Below are 15,156 nucleotides of genomic sequence, written 5' to 3' on the forward strand. Positions count from 1 at the left end.
TAGTAGAATGGCGCAGCGTTCCTCTCATACGTAACGAGGCGGAGGTTAAGTTGGCTGTAAGGGCGGGTTTGAAACCCGCCCTTACAGTTGGAGTGAGGTGATCACACCATCAGCGCGAGCGTAGCTGGAAAACCACTTCAGCGTCATCCCACTCGCGAGGCGCGCGGGCTGGAGGCGCTTTGCCGACAGGTTATCGCCTGCCGGCGATGCCCGAGGCTGGTGCGACATCGAGAGCGGACGGCTCAAGAGAAGGTGCGGCGCTACCGCGATTGGGACTACTGGGGACGACCGGTCCCCGGTTTCGGCGATCCGACCGCCCGGCTATTGGTAGTCGGCTTGGCGCCCGCAGCTCACGGTGGCAATCGGACCGGTCGAATCTTTACCGGGGATCGGAGCGGCGACTTCTTGTACCGGGCGCTCCACCGGGCTGGGTTCGCCAGTCAGCCGACCTCAACCGATCGCAATGATGGCCTTCACCTCACGGATTGCTATATCACTGCCGCTGTCCGATGCGCCCCACCAGACAACAAGCCAACCCCAATCGAACTTGAGCGCTGTCGCCCCTTCCTCCTGGAGGAACTCACGCTACTCCGGAAGATCCGGGTGATCGTGGCCTTGGGCCAGATCGCCTTCCGGGCCTGCCTTCATGCTCTGGAGACACATGGCGTTCCGCTGCCGACCCCCACGCCACGCTTCGGACATGGACAGGTCACGATCTTTCAGCATGATCTCGTGCTGATCGCCTCGTATCATCCGAGCCAACAGAATACTCAGACCGGCAGATTGACCGAAACGATGTTCCAGCAGATTTTTGACGTAGCAAGGCGCTATCTGGATGCAAGTTCTGGTGAATCAGCGACGGGATAACGACACAGCGCAGATGGCGGGAACTAAATCCGGCTGTCGGCGAGCTGTTTTGCTGGATTTCGATCATACCCTCTTTGATACGGATCGTTTCTTTTGGGTCGATCTGAAGTCTGCCTTTACTCAATTCGGCGTCTCCGATGACGCCTGGGAAAAGAGCTACGAGACGATCTGGCCATCAGGATATTCGCTCCAGAAGCACCTGGAGGCGCTTTTCAGGCTGGGCGCCATCCCATCCGCCTCCATAGCTTCTGCGATGCAAGAGGCCCTAGAACAGACTTTTTCTGACCTGCGCCCGTACCTGTTCCCCGATGTTGTAGTGTTTCTGAATGCGGCGCGCCGTCGAGAGTTCGATCTGCTCCTGCTCTCCTTCGGTGACCCGGCTTGGCAAAGCTATAAGGTACGAGCCTCCGGGCTTACCTCGTATTTCACGCAGATCGTGTATACACCACACGAAAAAGGGAAAGCAGACATGCTTGTTACGCTTGCTTCAACCTATGCGGAGATCCACGTCATCGATAACAATCCGGCTGATCTTGATGCCATGAAGACGTCCATCCCTCGACTGCACACGTATCTGATCTGTCGCGTCGAGCCATCCGCGCTTGAGGGGGCTGACCCGCTAGTGCGGGATCGCTTCCGCGAGGCCGCCAGGTATCTCACAATCCCCTCCCGCTTGCCGCACCGGCAATGCCGGAACTTGAATGAGGTGCCCCTTCCATGGCCGAACTGATTGTCGCCAAGGCTCCGACGCGCATCGACTTTGCGGGCGGTACGCTCGACATCCCGCCGCTCCACGTCTTTCACCAACCGGCGATCACCGTCAATGTCGCGATCGACCTTGTCGCCGAGGTTACTGTGACACGCCGGCCGGGTTGCGCGATCAGACTGATCGCATCCGATCAAGGGCGACAACTGATCTGGTCGTCCCGCGAAAAGATCGCCTGGGCGCGCCGGCCATTTCTGGAGATGCTGGCCAGGCTGATCCGATCGCTCGCGCCCGATACCGGCCTGGAGGTCAGGACTGCCTGTCAGGCGCCGGCCGGCGCCGGCACCGGCGGTTCTTCGGCATTGGCGGTCGCCACCGCGGCCGCCTTATCGGCGGCCGCGGGCCGGCCGCTTAACCGTGGAGCACTGATCGAGCACGCGAAGGCTATCGAGACGCAAGCGATCCGTGTCCCCACCGGCTATCAGGATTACTACGCCGCCGCCTACGGCGGCGCCAGCAGCATCGAATTCGGGCTCACCGGCATCCACAGGACCTCGATTGCGCAGCGGCCATTTCTTATGGAGCTTCAGCAACATCTCTTGCTCCTCTATCTCGGCAAGCCTCGCTTCTCGGGCGCCAACAACTGGGATCTGTTCAAGCGCCACATGGAAGGGGATCGCGGGACGCTGGCCTTCTTCGATGCGCTCCAGAAGAATGCCCTTGCTATGCGGGATGCCTTCCAAGCGCAGGACCTGCATGGCATCGCCCGGCTCCTGAACCGAGATTGGGAGATCCGGCGACAGGCGCTTCCCACCATGAGCAGCCCCGCCATCGACCAATTGATCCATTCCCTGAAGCGTGCCGGCGCCCTCGGGGCCAGGATCTGCGGCGCAGGCGGCGGAGGCTGTCTCGCCCTCATCATCAAGCCGGAGGCCAGGACGACGCTCATCGCCCTGGCCGAGGCCGCAGGCGCCAAAAGCCTGCCCTCTGTCATCAATACGCGAGGCCTGGTGGTCCGCCGCAGAAAGGCATAACCGCCTGAACGCCTGACCGCTGCCTTGTAGATGCACCGTAAGAAGCTCTATTCATTTTTCCCTTGCATCGGCTGAAAGGTTCCACTATCGTAAAATCACACAAGAAAGGAGGTGATCCAGTGGGCTTACCATTAACCATCTGGACATGTGAGGTGATTGTAACGTAGGCGTGTCTTCCTCACCGGATCGACTGCCTATGGATTCCGCCTACGGAATTCCAGCGGTCACCGAGCCCCGAAGCCTTGGCCTTGTCCAGCCAGGCCCCGCGATGTTGCAGCGGGGAAGCGCTTCGGGGCTTTTACTTTCGGTGGGGGTCGCCGGACGATGCGGTGATACTGCATACTTCAGCCGCGTCCTGCTCCACGATCTCCGGTTCTCTCTACTCCAACTTCTGACCCACATCTTCAACCGTTATCCTAATCTTCAGAACTTGCCTATAAGTAAGGATCCTTGAAACGCCCGGTGCAGCATGATCACACCGCAGGATCCTTCGTAACGATCCTTGGAATCAGTCCCGCCCTCTGCTATCATTGCATTAAGATGACGTAGCAGGAGAGGCCATGCCGACCCCTGAGGAACTCAAGGAAGAGGAAAGAAAGTTACGGCAACTTCGGCTGGTGGTCAGCCTCACGATGAGCACGATCAGCCAGACGACACTTTCGCTGGAGGAAGCCTCCAAGATGGTTGTCGCCACGAGGGAGTTGGCGCTGCGCCTCTTTCCCGGGAAGGAGCTGGCCTTCGATCTGATTTATCAGCCCCGCTTTCGGAGACTTCTGGCCGAACGGTTCCGCCTCCATTGAGGTAGGGATCCCCTCGGCATTCTCACCAATAATGACGCAGAAATCGCAGCAGCTCGCTGGGGCCGACCTGCTCCTCGGCGCTCACATGTCGATCGCGGGAGGGGTCGATCTGGCGCCGCTGCGGGGTCAGCAAGTTGGCTGTCGGACGATCCAGCTTTTCACCAAAAGCAGTAATCAGTGGCGGGCCAGGTCCTTACCCTCCGAAGAGATCGACCGATTCCGTACAAATCTTCAGGCTGCTGCCATCGCTCCGACCATAGCTCACGGCGCCTATCTGATCAATCTGGCGTCAACGGATCCAGTATTGCATCAGAGATCGATGGCCGCCTGCCTGGAGGAAATCGAGCGGGCCGAGGCGCTGAGCATCCCGTATTTAGTGATTCATCCAGGAGCCCACATGGGAGCCGGCGAGGAAGTGGGATTACGACGGGTGGCTAGCAGTCTCCGGGAACTGCTGAAGCGGACGAAGGGCTATCGGGTCCAGGTGGTGCTCGAGACCACGGCCGGCCAGGGAACCACCTTGGGGCATCGCTTCGAGCAGATCGCGCTGCTTCTGAATCAGATCGATCTGCCGGAGCGGACGGGGGTCTGCCTGGATACCTGCCACCTGTTTGCGGCCGGCTACGACATCCGGACATCCGAAGGATATGACGCCGTCCTGCGTGAGTTCGATCAGGTCGTGGGCCTCTCCTGTCTCAGAGTCATTCACCTCAACGACAGTAAAAAGCAGTTGGGATGTCGCGTGGACCGCCACGAGCACATCGGCAAGGGGACGATCGGCCTTGAGGCGTTCCGCTGCCTGATTACCGATTCCCGCCTGTGTGAGATTCCGATGATCATCGAAACCCCGAAGGACGGCGACTTCGTCAAGGCCGATCGCCGCAATCTGAAGACCCTCCAAGAGCTTGCGAAGAAGCAGCCGGTGGCGTGATTTTATGGCTTCGAAAGCCCCTATGTCATTGCGAGGCGAAGCCGAAGCAATCTCACAGCCTTTCCGGATAACTACAGCAAGATTGCCGCGCTCCCGTTGGTCGCTCGCAATGACGTCTGACCGCTGAGATTTTTGGTTGCATTGATTCTGAAAAGGAGTTAACGTGAGATTCTGAGGAGAGGTGAGAAAAGCTCCGCGGCCGGCAGGGTAAAGATGCAAGGAGGTCACCCAGGGCTATTTCGCTATGATCCAGATGTTCCATGTATACAAAACGTTTGGAAAAGATCTGGAGGCCCTGGTCGATGTCGATCTTCATATTCACAAAGGAGAGATGGTCTTTCTGGCGGGTCCTAACGGCGCCGGGAAAAGCACGCTGCTCCGCTTGATCTTTTGCGATGAGCTTCCTACCTCCGGCCAGATCCTGGTCAATGGCCGCAACATCGTCCGCATGAAACCAAGAGCCGTCCCATATCTGAGGCGGACTCTGGGGATCGTCTTTCAGGATTTCAAGCTCCTTCGCGACCGGACCGTCGCGGAGAATCTTGCCCTGGTTGCCAGAGTGGTCGGCATGACGACGCTGGAGGCCCAGCGCAAGGTCGAGCAACTACTGAAGCTGGTCGGGCTGTCGCACAAGGCGCAGATGACGCCGGTTAAGCTGTCAACCGGCGAGCAGCAGCGGGTGGCAATGGCGAGGGCGCTGATGAATGATCCTCTCGTCATTTTGGCTGATGAGCCGACCGGGAACCTGGATCCTGAGCTGGCCACAGACGTGCTGCAATTGCTTTCTGAGATTAACGCGCAGGGGACTACGGTCTTGGTAGCCACTCACAATCTCAAGCTGGCACAGGAGGCGGGCTGCCGCACAGTTTTCCTCAAGCACGGCAGGATCGTCGAGGAATGGCAGCGAGTGAATGGGCTGGCAGGCCCGGCTCGACTGAAGAGTTTGGGGTGAAGCGCTTCGGACTGAGGCCGGGTCTCCCCGTATATCGCCCGTGGCATCCGGCTGATGATTGAGAAGCTGAAGCATCTCTTGACCTATGCCCTGATCAACCTGGTTCGCGCCGGATGGGGTGGCTTGGCGTCGATTGCCAGCATCGCGGTATCGTTTGTCATCATCGGCATCTTTCTTCTTTTGATTCAACATTTCAACGCACTTGTTACTGAGTGGCAGGAACAGTTCCAGGTGTCTGTCTTTCTGGATAACCAGATTACCCCTTTACAACTGGAGATGCTCAGGCGACGGATCGAGAACGAGGCGGCCATCAAGACCTTCACGTTCACGAGTAAGGAAGAAGCGCTTGCCAACTTCCGCCGGGAACTCAAGGGGCAGGAAAGTCTCCTCGAGGGTCTGGGGGATAACCCGCTCCCCGCGTCGTTCCAACTCAAGATTCGCGAAGGATATCAAAGCTCGGAAGCCCTCAAAGCGCTCAGCGCGTTTCTGAGCCGCCTCGAGGGGGTGGAGGATATCCAGTACGGGCAGGAATGGGTCGAGCGTATATCCCAGGCCGCACGACTCATCAGGCTGCTGGGCGCCATCATCGGTTCGGTGCTCACGCTCGGGTCGGCGATGATCGTCTCGAATACCATTCGACTCGCAGTCTATGCGCGCGCGCAGGAGATTGAGATCATGCGCCTCGTCGGCGCCACCAAGGCATATATCCGCGCCCCCTTCCTGGTGGAGGGGATGCTCCAAGGCGGCCTTGGCGCCGGGCTCGCACTGGGTGTACTGTTCGCGGCCTACCGTTTCGTCGCGCCGACCTTCAATTTAGCCTCCCCGCTCTTCCCGACAGTGGCGGGTCGAGGATTCCTGGAATCGTCGATGATGGCAGGTCTGGTGGGCGGGGGCGCGGTGATCGGCGCCCTGGGCAGCTCGCTCGCTGTCAGCCGCTTCCTCAAGATGTAGCCGGCAGTCACTGGAAGGGGGATAATGGCTCGTTCACCTTGTACCCTTCTGGCAGTGATGGCCCTTATAGCGACCTTTTTTCTCGTCTCTTCATCCGGCCTGGCGGCTGAACCAAGGATGGGCTCCTCATCGCGCCTCCGCAAGAAGCGCGAAGAGCTCAGTCACGTAAAAAAAGAGCTCGACCGTGAGCGTAAGCAGGCGCAGCGGGTAGCGCAGAAAGAGCGAACACTTTCCGAGGAGTTGGACCGGATTGATCGGGAGCTTCAGCAGAAGGGACGGGAACTGAAAGAGCTGCAGGTCAAGCTGAAAATCGGCACGGAACGGCTTCAGACTACTCAGCGCGATATCAAGCTGACCCGGACTCACCTTGACCAGTTACAGGACCTGTTTCGGAGGCGTGTCCGCGCCATCTATAAACAGGGGCGGTATGGCTATGTCCAGGCCCTCCTATCCTCGGAGGATCTGTCGGGCGCCGAGCGCCGCATACGATATCTGGCGACGATTGCGAATCAGGATCAGCGAATGGTTGCTGCGTACACCGCTACCCTCCAGACGCTTGGGACTCAGCAGGCCGAACTGGAACGATCGAAGGCTGAGCTGACCCTGGGACAGAAGACCGTTACAGAAAAGCGCGAAGAGATCTTGGAACAGAAGTATGCCAGACGCGTGTTGTTGGCCAAGGTGCAGGAAGAAAAGAAGGGGCACCTGGCGGCAGTTCGGGAACTGGAGCTGGCAGCCCGCGAGCTCCAGAGCCTCATCGGTCGCCTGCAGCAACAGAGGCGGCTCCAGATCGGGAGAGCGCCTCATCCCGCACCGTCTCGGACCACTGGCTTGACTGAAGAACCAAACGGATCGTTTGCATCGCTCAAGGGCCGCTTGCCGTGGCCTACCGCCGGCGTCCTGGCCTCCACATTCGGCCGGAAGGAGCACGCACGCTACAGGACGGTGACCTTCAACCACGGCATCGAGATCAATGCTCCAGACGGACAAAAGATCGCTTCGGTCTCCGACGGCGTTGTGCTGTACGCCGATTGGTTCAAAGGGTATGGCCGCTTGATCGTCCTTGACCACGGGGAAGGATACTACACCGTCTATGCGCATGCCGCAGAGATCCTCGTCAAGGTGGGTGATCAAGTGGCGAAGGGACAGACCATCGGGTCGGTGGGCAGTTCGGGGTCGGTAACCGGATCACAACTTTATTTCGAAGTACGGTATCGGGGTGGGCCTCAGGATCCCGTAGCCTGGCTTGCCCCCATGTGAAGTGGAAGCGCAGGATCGAGGGCTAAAGATTTAGGATTTCAAACCGGAGGGGACCCTACCCCCTATACCCGTTCTTTTAGGAGGAATCGATGAGATCTGGAGGTCCTTTTTGGAAGGGGCGGAAGGGCATAGTCGTCGCACTGATTCTGGCGCTGTTGGTCATCGGTGGCGGCGTCCACCATGAGGTCACGGCTGTCGAGGACAGCTACGAGCGGTTGAAGGTCTTCGCCGAGGTCCTGTCGCTGATCCAGGCGAATTACGTAGAGGAGACGAAGCCCCGCGACCTTATCTACAGCGGCATTAAAGGGATGCTGGAGTCGCTCGATCCTCATAGCGCGTTCATGCCGCCCGATATCTTCAAAGAGATGCAGGTCGAGACCCAGGGCTCGTTCGGAGGTTTGGGGATCGAAATCACGGTCAAGGACAGGATGCTCACGGTGGTGGCGCCGATCGAAGGGACCCCTGCCGATCGAGCCGGCATTCATCCAGGCGACCGAATCATCAAGATCGACGGGAGCCCGACTAAAGATATGACCCTCATGGAGGCGGTGAAAAAACTCCGCGGTGCTAAGGGTACGAGCGTCACCCTGGTTATCCTCCGCGAGGAGTCCCCTGGGCCGTTCGAGCTGACGTTGGTTCGGGAGGTCATCGAGGTCAAGAGCGTCAAGGCCAAAGACCTGGGCGATGGGGTCGCTTACGTCAGGATCAGCGCGTTCCAGGAGCGGACCGGGAAGGATCTTCAGAAGGCAATCGAACAGTTGGGACAGAACGGGATGTCCGCGATGGTACTGGATCTTCGCAACAACCCGGGCGGCCTCTTGAATCAGGCTGTCCAGGTGTCCGATCTGTTCCTGGACCAAGGGCAGCTCATCGTCTACACCGAGGGTCGGATCAAGAACCAGAATCTCCGCTTCTCGGCCGAACACGGGAATCAGATCCCCAAGGTCCCTATGGTCGTGCTGGTGAATGGGGGGTCCGCCAGCGCCTCCGAAATTGTCGCAGGCGCGCTTCAGGACTGGAAGAGGGCAGTGGTCCTTGGGACCAAAACCTTCGGGAAGGGATCGGTGCAGACGGTTGTTCCGCTAAGCGATGGATCCGGTCTGCGTTTGACCACGGCGAAGTACTTCACGCCAAAGGGGCGATCAATCCACGGCACAGGACTTATGCCTGATATCATTGTGGAGGCGCCACGGCCCGCCATGGCGAAGGCGCAAGTTAGCCCCGTTGAAAAGGCGGGTGAGCCGGGAAAGGAGCGGCCTGAGAAGAGACAGGAGAAAAAGATTTCCGAAGAGGAGGGAGACGCAACTCTCCAGATCGGCAAGCAAGAGGGGCCAGATCCGAACAGCGATGTCCAGTTAAAGCGGGCGATGGAGATTCTCAAGGCGAGTCAGATCCTCGAAAAGGGTCTTACGAAGGGAAACGCAGGCTAAAGACAGTGATTAACGGCCACCCCCTGTCATTGCGAGCGACTGAAGGGAGCGTGGCAATCTCACCGCACTTTCCCTGCGAGATTGCTTCGGTCGCTACGCTCCCTTGCAATGACATACCGGGACGTTTGCATTGATGGCACACCTGACCTTGGGGATCGAAACGTCCTGCGATGAGACAGCGGCCGCTATCCTGGAGGATGGCCGACATATCCGCTCTTCCGTCGTCGCCTCCCAGGATATTCTCCACGCCCCCTACGGCGGGGTCGTCCCTGAGCTGGCCTCCCGACGTCACGTCGAGGCGATCTGGCCGGTGGTCCAGGAGGCGTTCATGAGAGCGGAGGTCGGCCTTGGCGACCTTGATGGTATTGCGGCAACGGCCGGACCAGGGCTGATCGGTTCCCTGCTGGTCGGTCTCTGCTTCGGGAAGGCGCTCGCCTTTGCCGGTGGTATCCCACTGGTCGGCGTGAACCACCTGGAGGGACATCTGTATGCCGCCTTGCTGGATCACGAGGGACTTTCTTTTCCCTTCACCGGACTCGTGGCATCGGGCGGCCACACCCACCTGTATCTGGCCACAGCCCCTGGTAATTATCGCCTGCTTGGTCGGACCAGGGACGATGCGGCGGGAGAGGCGTTCGACAAGGTGGCGAAGCTGCTCAGCCTCGGTTATCCGGGCGGGCCGCTGATCGAGGAGTGGGCGCGGAAGGGCGATCCGAACGTTGTACGATTTCCCAGACCGGTTCCTTCGCGAGGTTCATACGATTTCAGCTTCAGCGGCCTGAAGACCGCGGTGGTCAATTACGTGCAAAGGGTGAAGGGTGAAGGCCAAAATCCCCCCACCCCCCCTTTACAAAAGGGGGGCACGGGGGGATTTGGAGAACGAGGTGCAGTGGGAGCTACCCTGGACTCTGCGTTTGTCGCGAACATCTGCGCTGGATTCCAGGAGGCGGTGGTGGATGTGCTAGTTCGCGTCAGCCTGGCGGCGGCGAAGGCGTCCGCCTCTCGTCGCCTCGTCCTGGCAGGAGGGGTGGCCTGCAACGGCAGGCTTCGGTCGAAGCTTGCAGACCGTGCAGTAGAGGAAGGCATACAGGTCTACTACCCCAAACCGTCTCTTTGCACCGATAACGCCGCCATGATTGCTGCCGCCGGTTACCCTCGCCTTCTGCGCGGCGAGCGAGCGTTACTTTCGTTAAACGCCGATGCCGATCTCACTCTGAGCTTGATGTAAGGGAACATGAATGGCGAAACTGCCGATCCTGCTTTACCCATCCCCCGTCATCCGAAAGAAGTCGCGGTTGGTCACATCGATTGACGGCGAACTGCAGCGCTTCATGGATGACATGGTGGAAACCATGTATGCGGCGCCAGGCATGGGGCTTGCCGCTCCCCAGGTGGGAGCACTCAAGCAGGTCATCGTCCTGGACCCGTCCGACGATCGTGCATCCCGCCGACCCCTGGTCCTTATCAATCCCGTGCTGGTCGCTGGTGAAGGACACATCGTGGAGGAAGAGGGATGCCTCTGCATCCCTGACCTGAATGAGCCGGTCTCGCGATTCAAGCAGGTGGTTGTGAAGGCCTATGACCGGAATGAGAAGGAGATCACTCTGGAGGGAACTGACTTGCTGGCGCGTATCCTGCAGCACGAGATCGATCACCTGGATGGTGTCTTATTCATCGACCGCCTGAGCACGGCTAAGCGTCTTTTGCTCAAGCGACGGCTCAAGAAGGCCGCAAAAGACTAGGGTGTAGGGGCGCTGCTTGCTGCGCCCGAGGTGGGCAGGACAAGCTCTGCCCCTACAATTTCATTTCGATGTTGGCCTTGGTCTTGAGATCTTCGATCCATTCCTTAAATTTGGCCTCAGTCCTCTGATCAAACAGGATAGTGCGGAGGCGCTCCTTCACCTGTTCGAATGGCAGAGGCCGACCAGGGACCCGCTCCTCGACCACAATGATGTGGAAACCGGCCGGCGTCGTGATGATGCCGCTGGGCTGCCCGATCGGCAGGGTGAGCGCAGCCTGCTCTAACTCAGGCGCAAGCTCTCCACGCTTCATCGTCCAGACCTCACCGCTGGATGACGCGAGCGGCCCTTCGGAGTACTGCTCGGCGACCGTAGAGAAATTGGTCCCCGTCTTGAGAAGCGCCTGCGCCTCCTCAATCCGGTTCTTGGCGCGCAACAGCTCGCTGGGCGTCGCTTGCGGCGGTATAGCCACGAGGAGATGGCGAATCTTGAACTGGGGGATCTCTCTGAATTGGTCCTGCTGTTGCTGGTAATATTGCTGAACCTCCTCGTCAAGCACCACGACCTTGGCTCGCACCCGCCTCGCCACCAGCTTTGTCAGGGTCACCTGGTCGGTGATCCCTTTCCGAAACTGCTCCTCACTGAGTAGTTCTCTGGACAGCGCAGCCTTCAGATCTTCGTCGCTGTTCAACCCGTTGCGCTTCTTCAACTCCTCAATAGCGGACTGAATCTCTGTCGGAGTCGCCTCGATCTTCTCCTTCTTCGCCTCCTGGAGTTGCAGTCTCCTGAGAATCAACTCGTCCAGGATCTGGCGTTCCGTACTACGAAGCTGCCGTTCTCGCTCCGCCCCCAGCGTGTCTTGCACAATCCTTCGAATGGCCTGGAGTCCTTCCTCTTGCACCTCGGTCAACGTAATCACGTCATCGTTGACAACGGCGACGATGCGATCGAGGATGACTGCTTCGGAACTCTGGGCTGTGAGGATACCGAGCAGGATGGCTGCGGCGGCGCACCCCCTACTCCAAATCTCTCCGTGCCCCCCTTTTGCGGGGGGGTGGGGGGATTTTACGCCCCGCACCCTGCGCCTGTTCATCGACACGTCTGAAGTCGCGATAACAGCGTCTGAGCGGTAGTGATCTTGTCGCCCCCATCCACCGCATATTCCAGGGCATCACACCCTGCTCCGTAAATCCCTCCGTGCCCCCCTTTTGTAACGGGGGGGTGGGGGGATTTCGGAATGTAGCGCAACCGGCCGCCCTCTTCACGAAGCAGGGCCGCCACCTTGTCCGCAGCAAGGGGTGGCGACTCACTGAACACGATACGGATCGTCTTGCCTACGGCGTCAACCTCGCGAATGTGGAGCGTCCTGGCCAGGATCCTGAGGGCCATTGCGGTCAGCAGCCGTTCTGTCTCGTGGGGAGGCTCGCCAAAGCGATCGACCAGTTCCTCCCGGAAGGCGGAGACCTCTTGCAGCACAGAGAGCGCAGCCAACCGTTTGTAGAGCTGGAGCCGGATGTTGGGATCCTCCACGTAGGCCTCCGGCAAATATCCCTCCGCCTCCAACCTGATGGAAGGCTCAACAGATTCCGCAACCGCTTCACCCTTCAACTCCTTGACCGTCGACTCGATCAATCGGCAGTACAGATCAATTCCCACAGCAGCGATCTGGCCGTGTTGCTCCGGCCCCAGGAGGTTACCCGTACCTCTGATCTCCAGATCCCTCGCCGCTACCTTGAATCCGGAGCCAAGATCGGTCAGTTCCGCAATGACCTGGAGTCTCTTCTTGGCCACCTCGGTAAGCACGGTATCCTTCGGCACCAGGAGGTAGGCATAGGCTCGATGCTTATCCCGACCGACCCGCCCGCGAAGCTGATAAAGCTGCGCCAGGCCCAAGGCATCGGCTCGATCGATGATGATGGTGTTGGCCGTGCCTACATCCAGACCGGATTCGATGATCGTGGTGCACAGCAGGATATTAAACTTGCCGTCGTAGAAGTCGCACATAACCCGTTCCAGGCGCTCTTCCGGCAACTCGCCGTGCGCTACCGTCAGCTTCGCCTCTGGGACCAACCGCTTGATCAGACGCGCCACGTTCTGGATGCTCTCCACGCGATTGTGGACGAAAAAGACCTGTCCGCCTCGATCTAATTCGTGCTCTATCGCCTCCTTAATGAGAGCAGGATCGAACCTGGCCACGGTCGTCCTGATCGAGAGACGGTTCTCCGGCGGGGTTTCGATGGTACTGATATCCCTGACCCCCAACATCGACATATGAAGGGTCCGCGGAATCGGCGTTGCCGTGAGCGTCAGGACATCGACCTGTCGCCGGAGTTGCTTCAGGCGTTCCTTGGCTGCGACGCCGAAGCGGTGTTCCTCATCCACCACAAGCAGCCCCAAGTCCCGGAAGTGGATATCCTTTTGGAGCAGGCGGTGGGTCCCGATTACAATGTCGACGGTACCGTCACGAACGCCGCGCAGCACGTCGCCCTGCTCCTTGCGGCTGCGGAAGCGCGACAGCATCTCAACCTTGGCTGGGAAGCCGCCGAACCGCTCGGAAAACGTCTGAGCATGCTGTAGGGCGAGGACCGTCGTCGGCACCAACACCGCCACCTGTTTCCCCCCTATGACCGTCTTGAAGGCGGCCCGCATCGCTACCTCGGTCTTACCGTACCCGACGTCACCGCAGATCAGACGATCCATCGGCCGGTCTCGCTCCATGTCGGCCTTGACGGCGGCGATCGCCTGGAGTTGGTCCGGCGTTTCCTCGTACGGGAATCCGGCCTCGAATTCCCGTTGCCACGGCGTATCGGGAGGGAGGGCATGTCCCTTGATGACCTTTCTGGCCGCATACAGCGTGAGCAGCTCCTGGGCCATCTCGCGGACGGACGCCTTGACCCGTTCCTTCGCCTTGGCCCAGGAGGCGCTCCCCAACCGATCGAGGGCCGGTGGATTGCCGTCAGCACCCGCATACCGATGAATCAGATGGAGTGTCCTGGTAGGCACATAGAGCTTGGCGTGATCGGCATAGACGAGGAGCAGGTAGTCGCCCTCCGTCCCCCCTACAGTGAGCTGTCGCAGCCCTTTGTATACGCCGATCCCATGATCCTCGTGGACAACATAATCGCCGTAGGCCAGGTCCTGGTAGGAAGCAAGGGAGGAGACCTCCTTCGGTCGTGAGCGGCGAGGCGGAATATGTCGAGTCCCGAAGATCTCGGCCTCTGTGATATAGGTCAGTGAAGCCTCATCCAGATGGAAGCCGCCGCTGAGTTCGTGAGAAAGAATGGTAATTTCGCCCGGCGAGGCCATCCCCAGGCCGACAGAGGCCGCGACGTCGTGCTCCCTGAGCACCTCAGCCAGACGCCGACCCTGGGCCTCACTCCTGCAGACCAGGTGGATTCTTCGGCCCTGCCGACGCCACCCTTCAAGGTCGCCGATGAGTCCCGTCATTCGTCCACGGTAGGCCGTGATGGTGCGCACCTGAAAACCGATGGTCGCCGCTTCCCCAAGGCTGTTCGTTGGTAAGAACTCCTCCAGAAAGATCCGCGGCCTCAGGGAGAGTTTCTGCTCAAAGTCACTCCAGTCGAGGTGCGAAAATCCCCCCGTACTCCCCTTTACCAAAGGGGGGCCTGGGGAGATTTGTTGCGGGCTATGTTCAGTGAAGTCGCGCGCCGCCGCTCGGAGTCCCGCGGGATCTATCAGGGCCCACAGGGCGTCCGGCGCCACGTACTGCAGGAGATCGGCCGGTTCCTCCAGCGCCTGCCGGCGCGCGTCATCGGTCAGTGGCACTTCTACAACAGGCAGGACGGTCACCTGCTCGACGGGGCGGATAGACCGCTGGGTAGCCGGATCGAATGCGCGGAGCTCAAGTACCTCGTCGCCGAAGAACTCAGCGCGCACAGGAAGATCCGGCGCATCGATACAGCTCAGGCCAGGGCTGAGGGGAAACAGGTCGAGGAGATTCCCGCGCAGGCTGTATTCGCCCCGGTCTGTCACCTGATGTACTCGACGGTAACCACCTATTTCGAGAGCAACGAGAAGCTCGTCTCGCGTGATCAATCGCCCGACGTACAGCGTGAAGGCTGCTCCCAGGAGAGCTGAGGGGGGAGAGAGCGGTTCGAGCGCCGCTCGAAAAGAGATAACTGTTAGAGGAAGCTCTTTGGTGGCGAGACCTGCCAGGCAGGTAATCCGCTGATACCCGGTTTCAGGGTCCTCATCACGTTCCGGTAAGAAACCCACCGAGCCGGAGAAGAAGACCTGCAGATCCTTCGCCAGCAACTCGGCCTCAGCGGACGAGGAAGCCACTACCACAAGGGGGCGCCTCGACCGGCGAGCGATATGGGAGAGGATCAACGCTTTCGAGGTCCCGAAGAGACCGGTGAGAGATAGCGCGTCTTCCCCGCTGTCAAGCCGAGCCATAATCTCCGCAATCTCAGGGATCAGGAGATCTTCCGACGACTCCTTTGAGCGTATCACCATAAGATCAGCT

At 59.6% G+C, this 15,156-nt stretch carries 13 protein-coding genes; 11 read left to right on the plus strand and 2 right to left on the minus strand.

The features are described 5' to 3' along the window. The first annotated feature begins 168 nt into the window (after positions 1-168). From KGL31_04625 to def, 11 genes are all read left to right on the plus strand, one after another. On the plus strand, positions 169-867 hold the full coding sequence (locus KGL31_04625) for a uracil-DNA glycosylase (GenBank protein MDE2321187.1): 699 nt from the start codon (positions 169-171) through the stop codon (positions 865-867). Then, a complete protein-coding gene (locus KGL31_04630; protein MDE2321188.1) occupies positions 848-1,597 on the plus strand; it encodes an HAD family hydrolase in 750 nt (249 codons plus the stop codon). Before KGL31_04625 ends, KGL31_04630 begins: the two co-directional genes overlap by 20 nt. Continuing rightward, the gene (locus KGL31_04635; protein ID MDE2321189.1) at positions 1,585-2,607 is read left to right on the plus strand and encodes a hypothetical protein; all 1,023 of its coding nucleotides are present in this window, start codon (positions 1,585-1,587) and stop codon (positions 2,605-2,607) included. Before KGL31_04630 ends, KGL31_04635 begins: the two co-directional genes overlap by 13 nt. A gap of 560 nt (positions 2,608-3,167) precedes the next feature. Beyond that, positions 3,168-3,407: a hypothetical protein gene (locus KGL31_04640; protein MDE2321190.1), complete on the plus strand. Its 240-nt coding sequence runs from the start codon at positions 3,168-3,170 to the stop codon at positions 3,405-3,407. Between the two features lie 31 nt (positions 3,408-3,438). Beyond that, a complete protein-coding gene (locus KGL31_04645; GenBank protein MDE2321191.1) occupies positions 3,439-4,338 on the plus strand; it encodes a deoxyribonuclease IV in 900 nt (299 codons plus the stop codon). A 244-nt stretch (positions 4,339-4,582) separates the two neighbouring features. After that, the gene (ftsE, locus tag KGL31_04650) at positions 4,583-5,290 is read left to right on the plus strand and encodes a cell division ATP-binding protein FtsE (GenBank protein MDE2321192.1); all 708 of its coding nucleotides are present in this window, start codon (positions 4,583-4,585) and stop codon (positions 5,288-5,290) included. 54 nt (positions 5,291-5,344) lie between these two features. Next, the gene (gene ftsX / locus KGL31_04655) at positions 5,345-6,241 is read left to right on the plus strand and encodes a permease-like cell division protein FtsX (protein ID MDE2321193.1); all 897 of its coding nucleotides are present in this window, start codon (positions 5,345-5,347) and stop codon (positions 6,239-6,241) included. 24 nt (positions 6,242-6,265) lie between these two features. Further along, on the plus strand, positions 6,266-7,501 hold the full coding sequence (locus KGL31_04660; protein ID MDE2321194.1) for a peptidoglycan DD-metalloendopeptidase family protein: 1,236 nt from the start codon (positions 6,266-6,268) through the stop codon (positions 7,499-7,501). 89 nt (positions 7,502-7,590) lie between these two features. After that, positions 7,591-8,931 (plus strand): S41 family peptidase, encoded by a 1,341-nt coding sequence (locus tag KGL31_04665; GenBank protein ID MDE2321195.1) that lies wholly within the window; start codon positions 7,591-7,593, stop codon positions 8,929-8,931. 133 nt (positions 8,932-9,064) lie between these two features. Continuing rightward, a complete protein-coding gene (gene tsaD / locus KGL31_04670; protein MDE2321196.1) occupies positions 9,065-10,159 on the plus strand; it encodes a tRNA (adenosine(37)-N6)-threonylcarbamoyltransferase complex transferase subunit TsaD in 1,095 nt (364 codons plus the stop codon). A 10-nt stretch (positions 10,160-10,169) separates the two neighbouring features. After that, on the plus strand, positions 10,170-10,673 hold the full coding sequence (def, locus tag KGL31_04675; protein ID MDE2321197.1) for a peptide deformylase: 504 nt from the start codon (positions 10,170-10,172) through the stop codon (positions 10,671-10,673). A gap of 52 nt (positions 10,674-10,725) precedes the next feature. On the opposite strand, the gene KGL31_04680 is transcribed toward def, so the two are convergent. Both KGL31_04680 and mfd read right to left on the minus strand, forming a co-directional pair. Then, positions 10,726-11,763 carry a peptidylprolyl isomerase gene (locus tag KGL31_04680; protein MDE2321198.1) on the minus strand — a complete coding sequence of 346 codons (1,038 nt, stop codon included), beginning with the start codon at positions 11,761-11,763 and terminating at the stop codon, positions 10,726-10,728. Beyond that, positions 11,760-15,146 (minus strand): transcription-repair coupling factor, encoded by a 3,387-nt coding sequence (gene mfd, locus KGL31_04685; GenBank protein ID MDE2321199.1) that lies wholly within the window; start codon positions 15,144-15,146, stop codon positions 11,760-11,762. The genes KGL31_04680 and mfd overlap by 4 nt, the downstream gene beginning before the upstream one ends. Positions 15,147-15,156: the final 10 nt, after the last annotated feature.

The organism is Candidatus Methylomirabilota bacterium (assembly GCA_028870115.1).
Lineage (GTDB): Bacteria > Methylomirabilota > Methylomirabilia > Methylomirabilales > Methylomirabilaceae > Methylomirabilis.

What these genes read in the sequence shown, in the direction of transcription:
- tsaD (MDE2321196.1), top strand. Translation starts at nt 9,065, where the DNA reads ATGGCACACCTGACCTTGGGGATCGAAACGTCCTGCGATGAGACAGCG.
- def (MDE2321197.1), top strand. Translation starts at nt 10,170, where the DNA reads ATGGCGAAACTGCCGATCCTGCTTTACCCATCCCCCGTCATCCGAAAG.
- KGL31_04680 (MDE2321198.1), bottom strand. Translation starts at nt 11,763, where the DNA reads ATGAACAGGCGCAGGGTGCGGGGCGTAAAATCCCCCCACCCCCCCGCA.
- KGL31_04645 (MDE2321191.1), top strand. Translation starts at nt 3,439, where the DNA reads ATGACGCAGAAATCGCAGCAGCTCGCTGGGGCCGACCTGCTCCTCGGC.
- KGL31_04640 (MDE2321190.1), top strand. Translation starts at nt 3,168, where the DNA reads ATGCCGACCCCTGAGGAACTCAAGGAAGAGGAAAGAAAGTTACGGCAA.
- mfd (MDE2321199.1), bottom strand. Translation starts at nt 15,146, where the DNA reads ATGGTGATACGCTCAAAGGAGTCGTCGGAAGATCTCCTGATCCCTGAG.
- KGL31_04665 (MDE2321195.1), top strand. Translation starts at nt 7,591, where the DNA reads ATGAGATCTGGAGGTCCTTTTTGGAAGGGGCGGAAGGGCATAGTCGTC.
- KGL31_04635 (MDE2321189.1), top strand. Translation starts at nt 1,585, where the DNA reads ATGGCCGAACTGATTGTCGCCAAGGCTCCGACGCGCATCGACTTTGCG.
- KGL31_04660 (MDE2321194.1), top strand. Translation starts at nt 6,266, where the DNA reads ATGGCTCGTTCACCTTGTACCCTTCTGGCAGTGATGGCCCTTATAGCG.
- ftsX (MDE2321193.1), top strand. Translation starts at nt 5,345, where the DNA reads ATGATTGAGAAGCTGAAGCATCTCTTGACCTATGCCCTGATCAACCTG.
- ftsE (MDE2321192.1), top strand. Translation starts at nt 4,583, where the DNA reads ATGATCCAGATGTTCCATGTATACAAAACGTTTGGAAAAGATCTGGAG.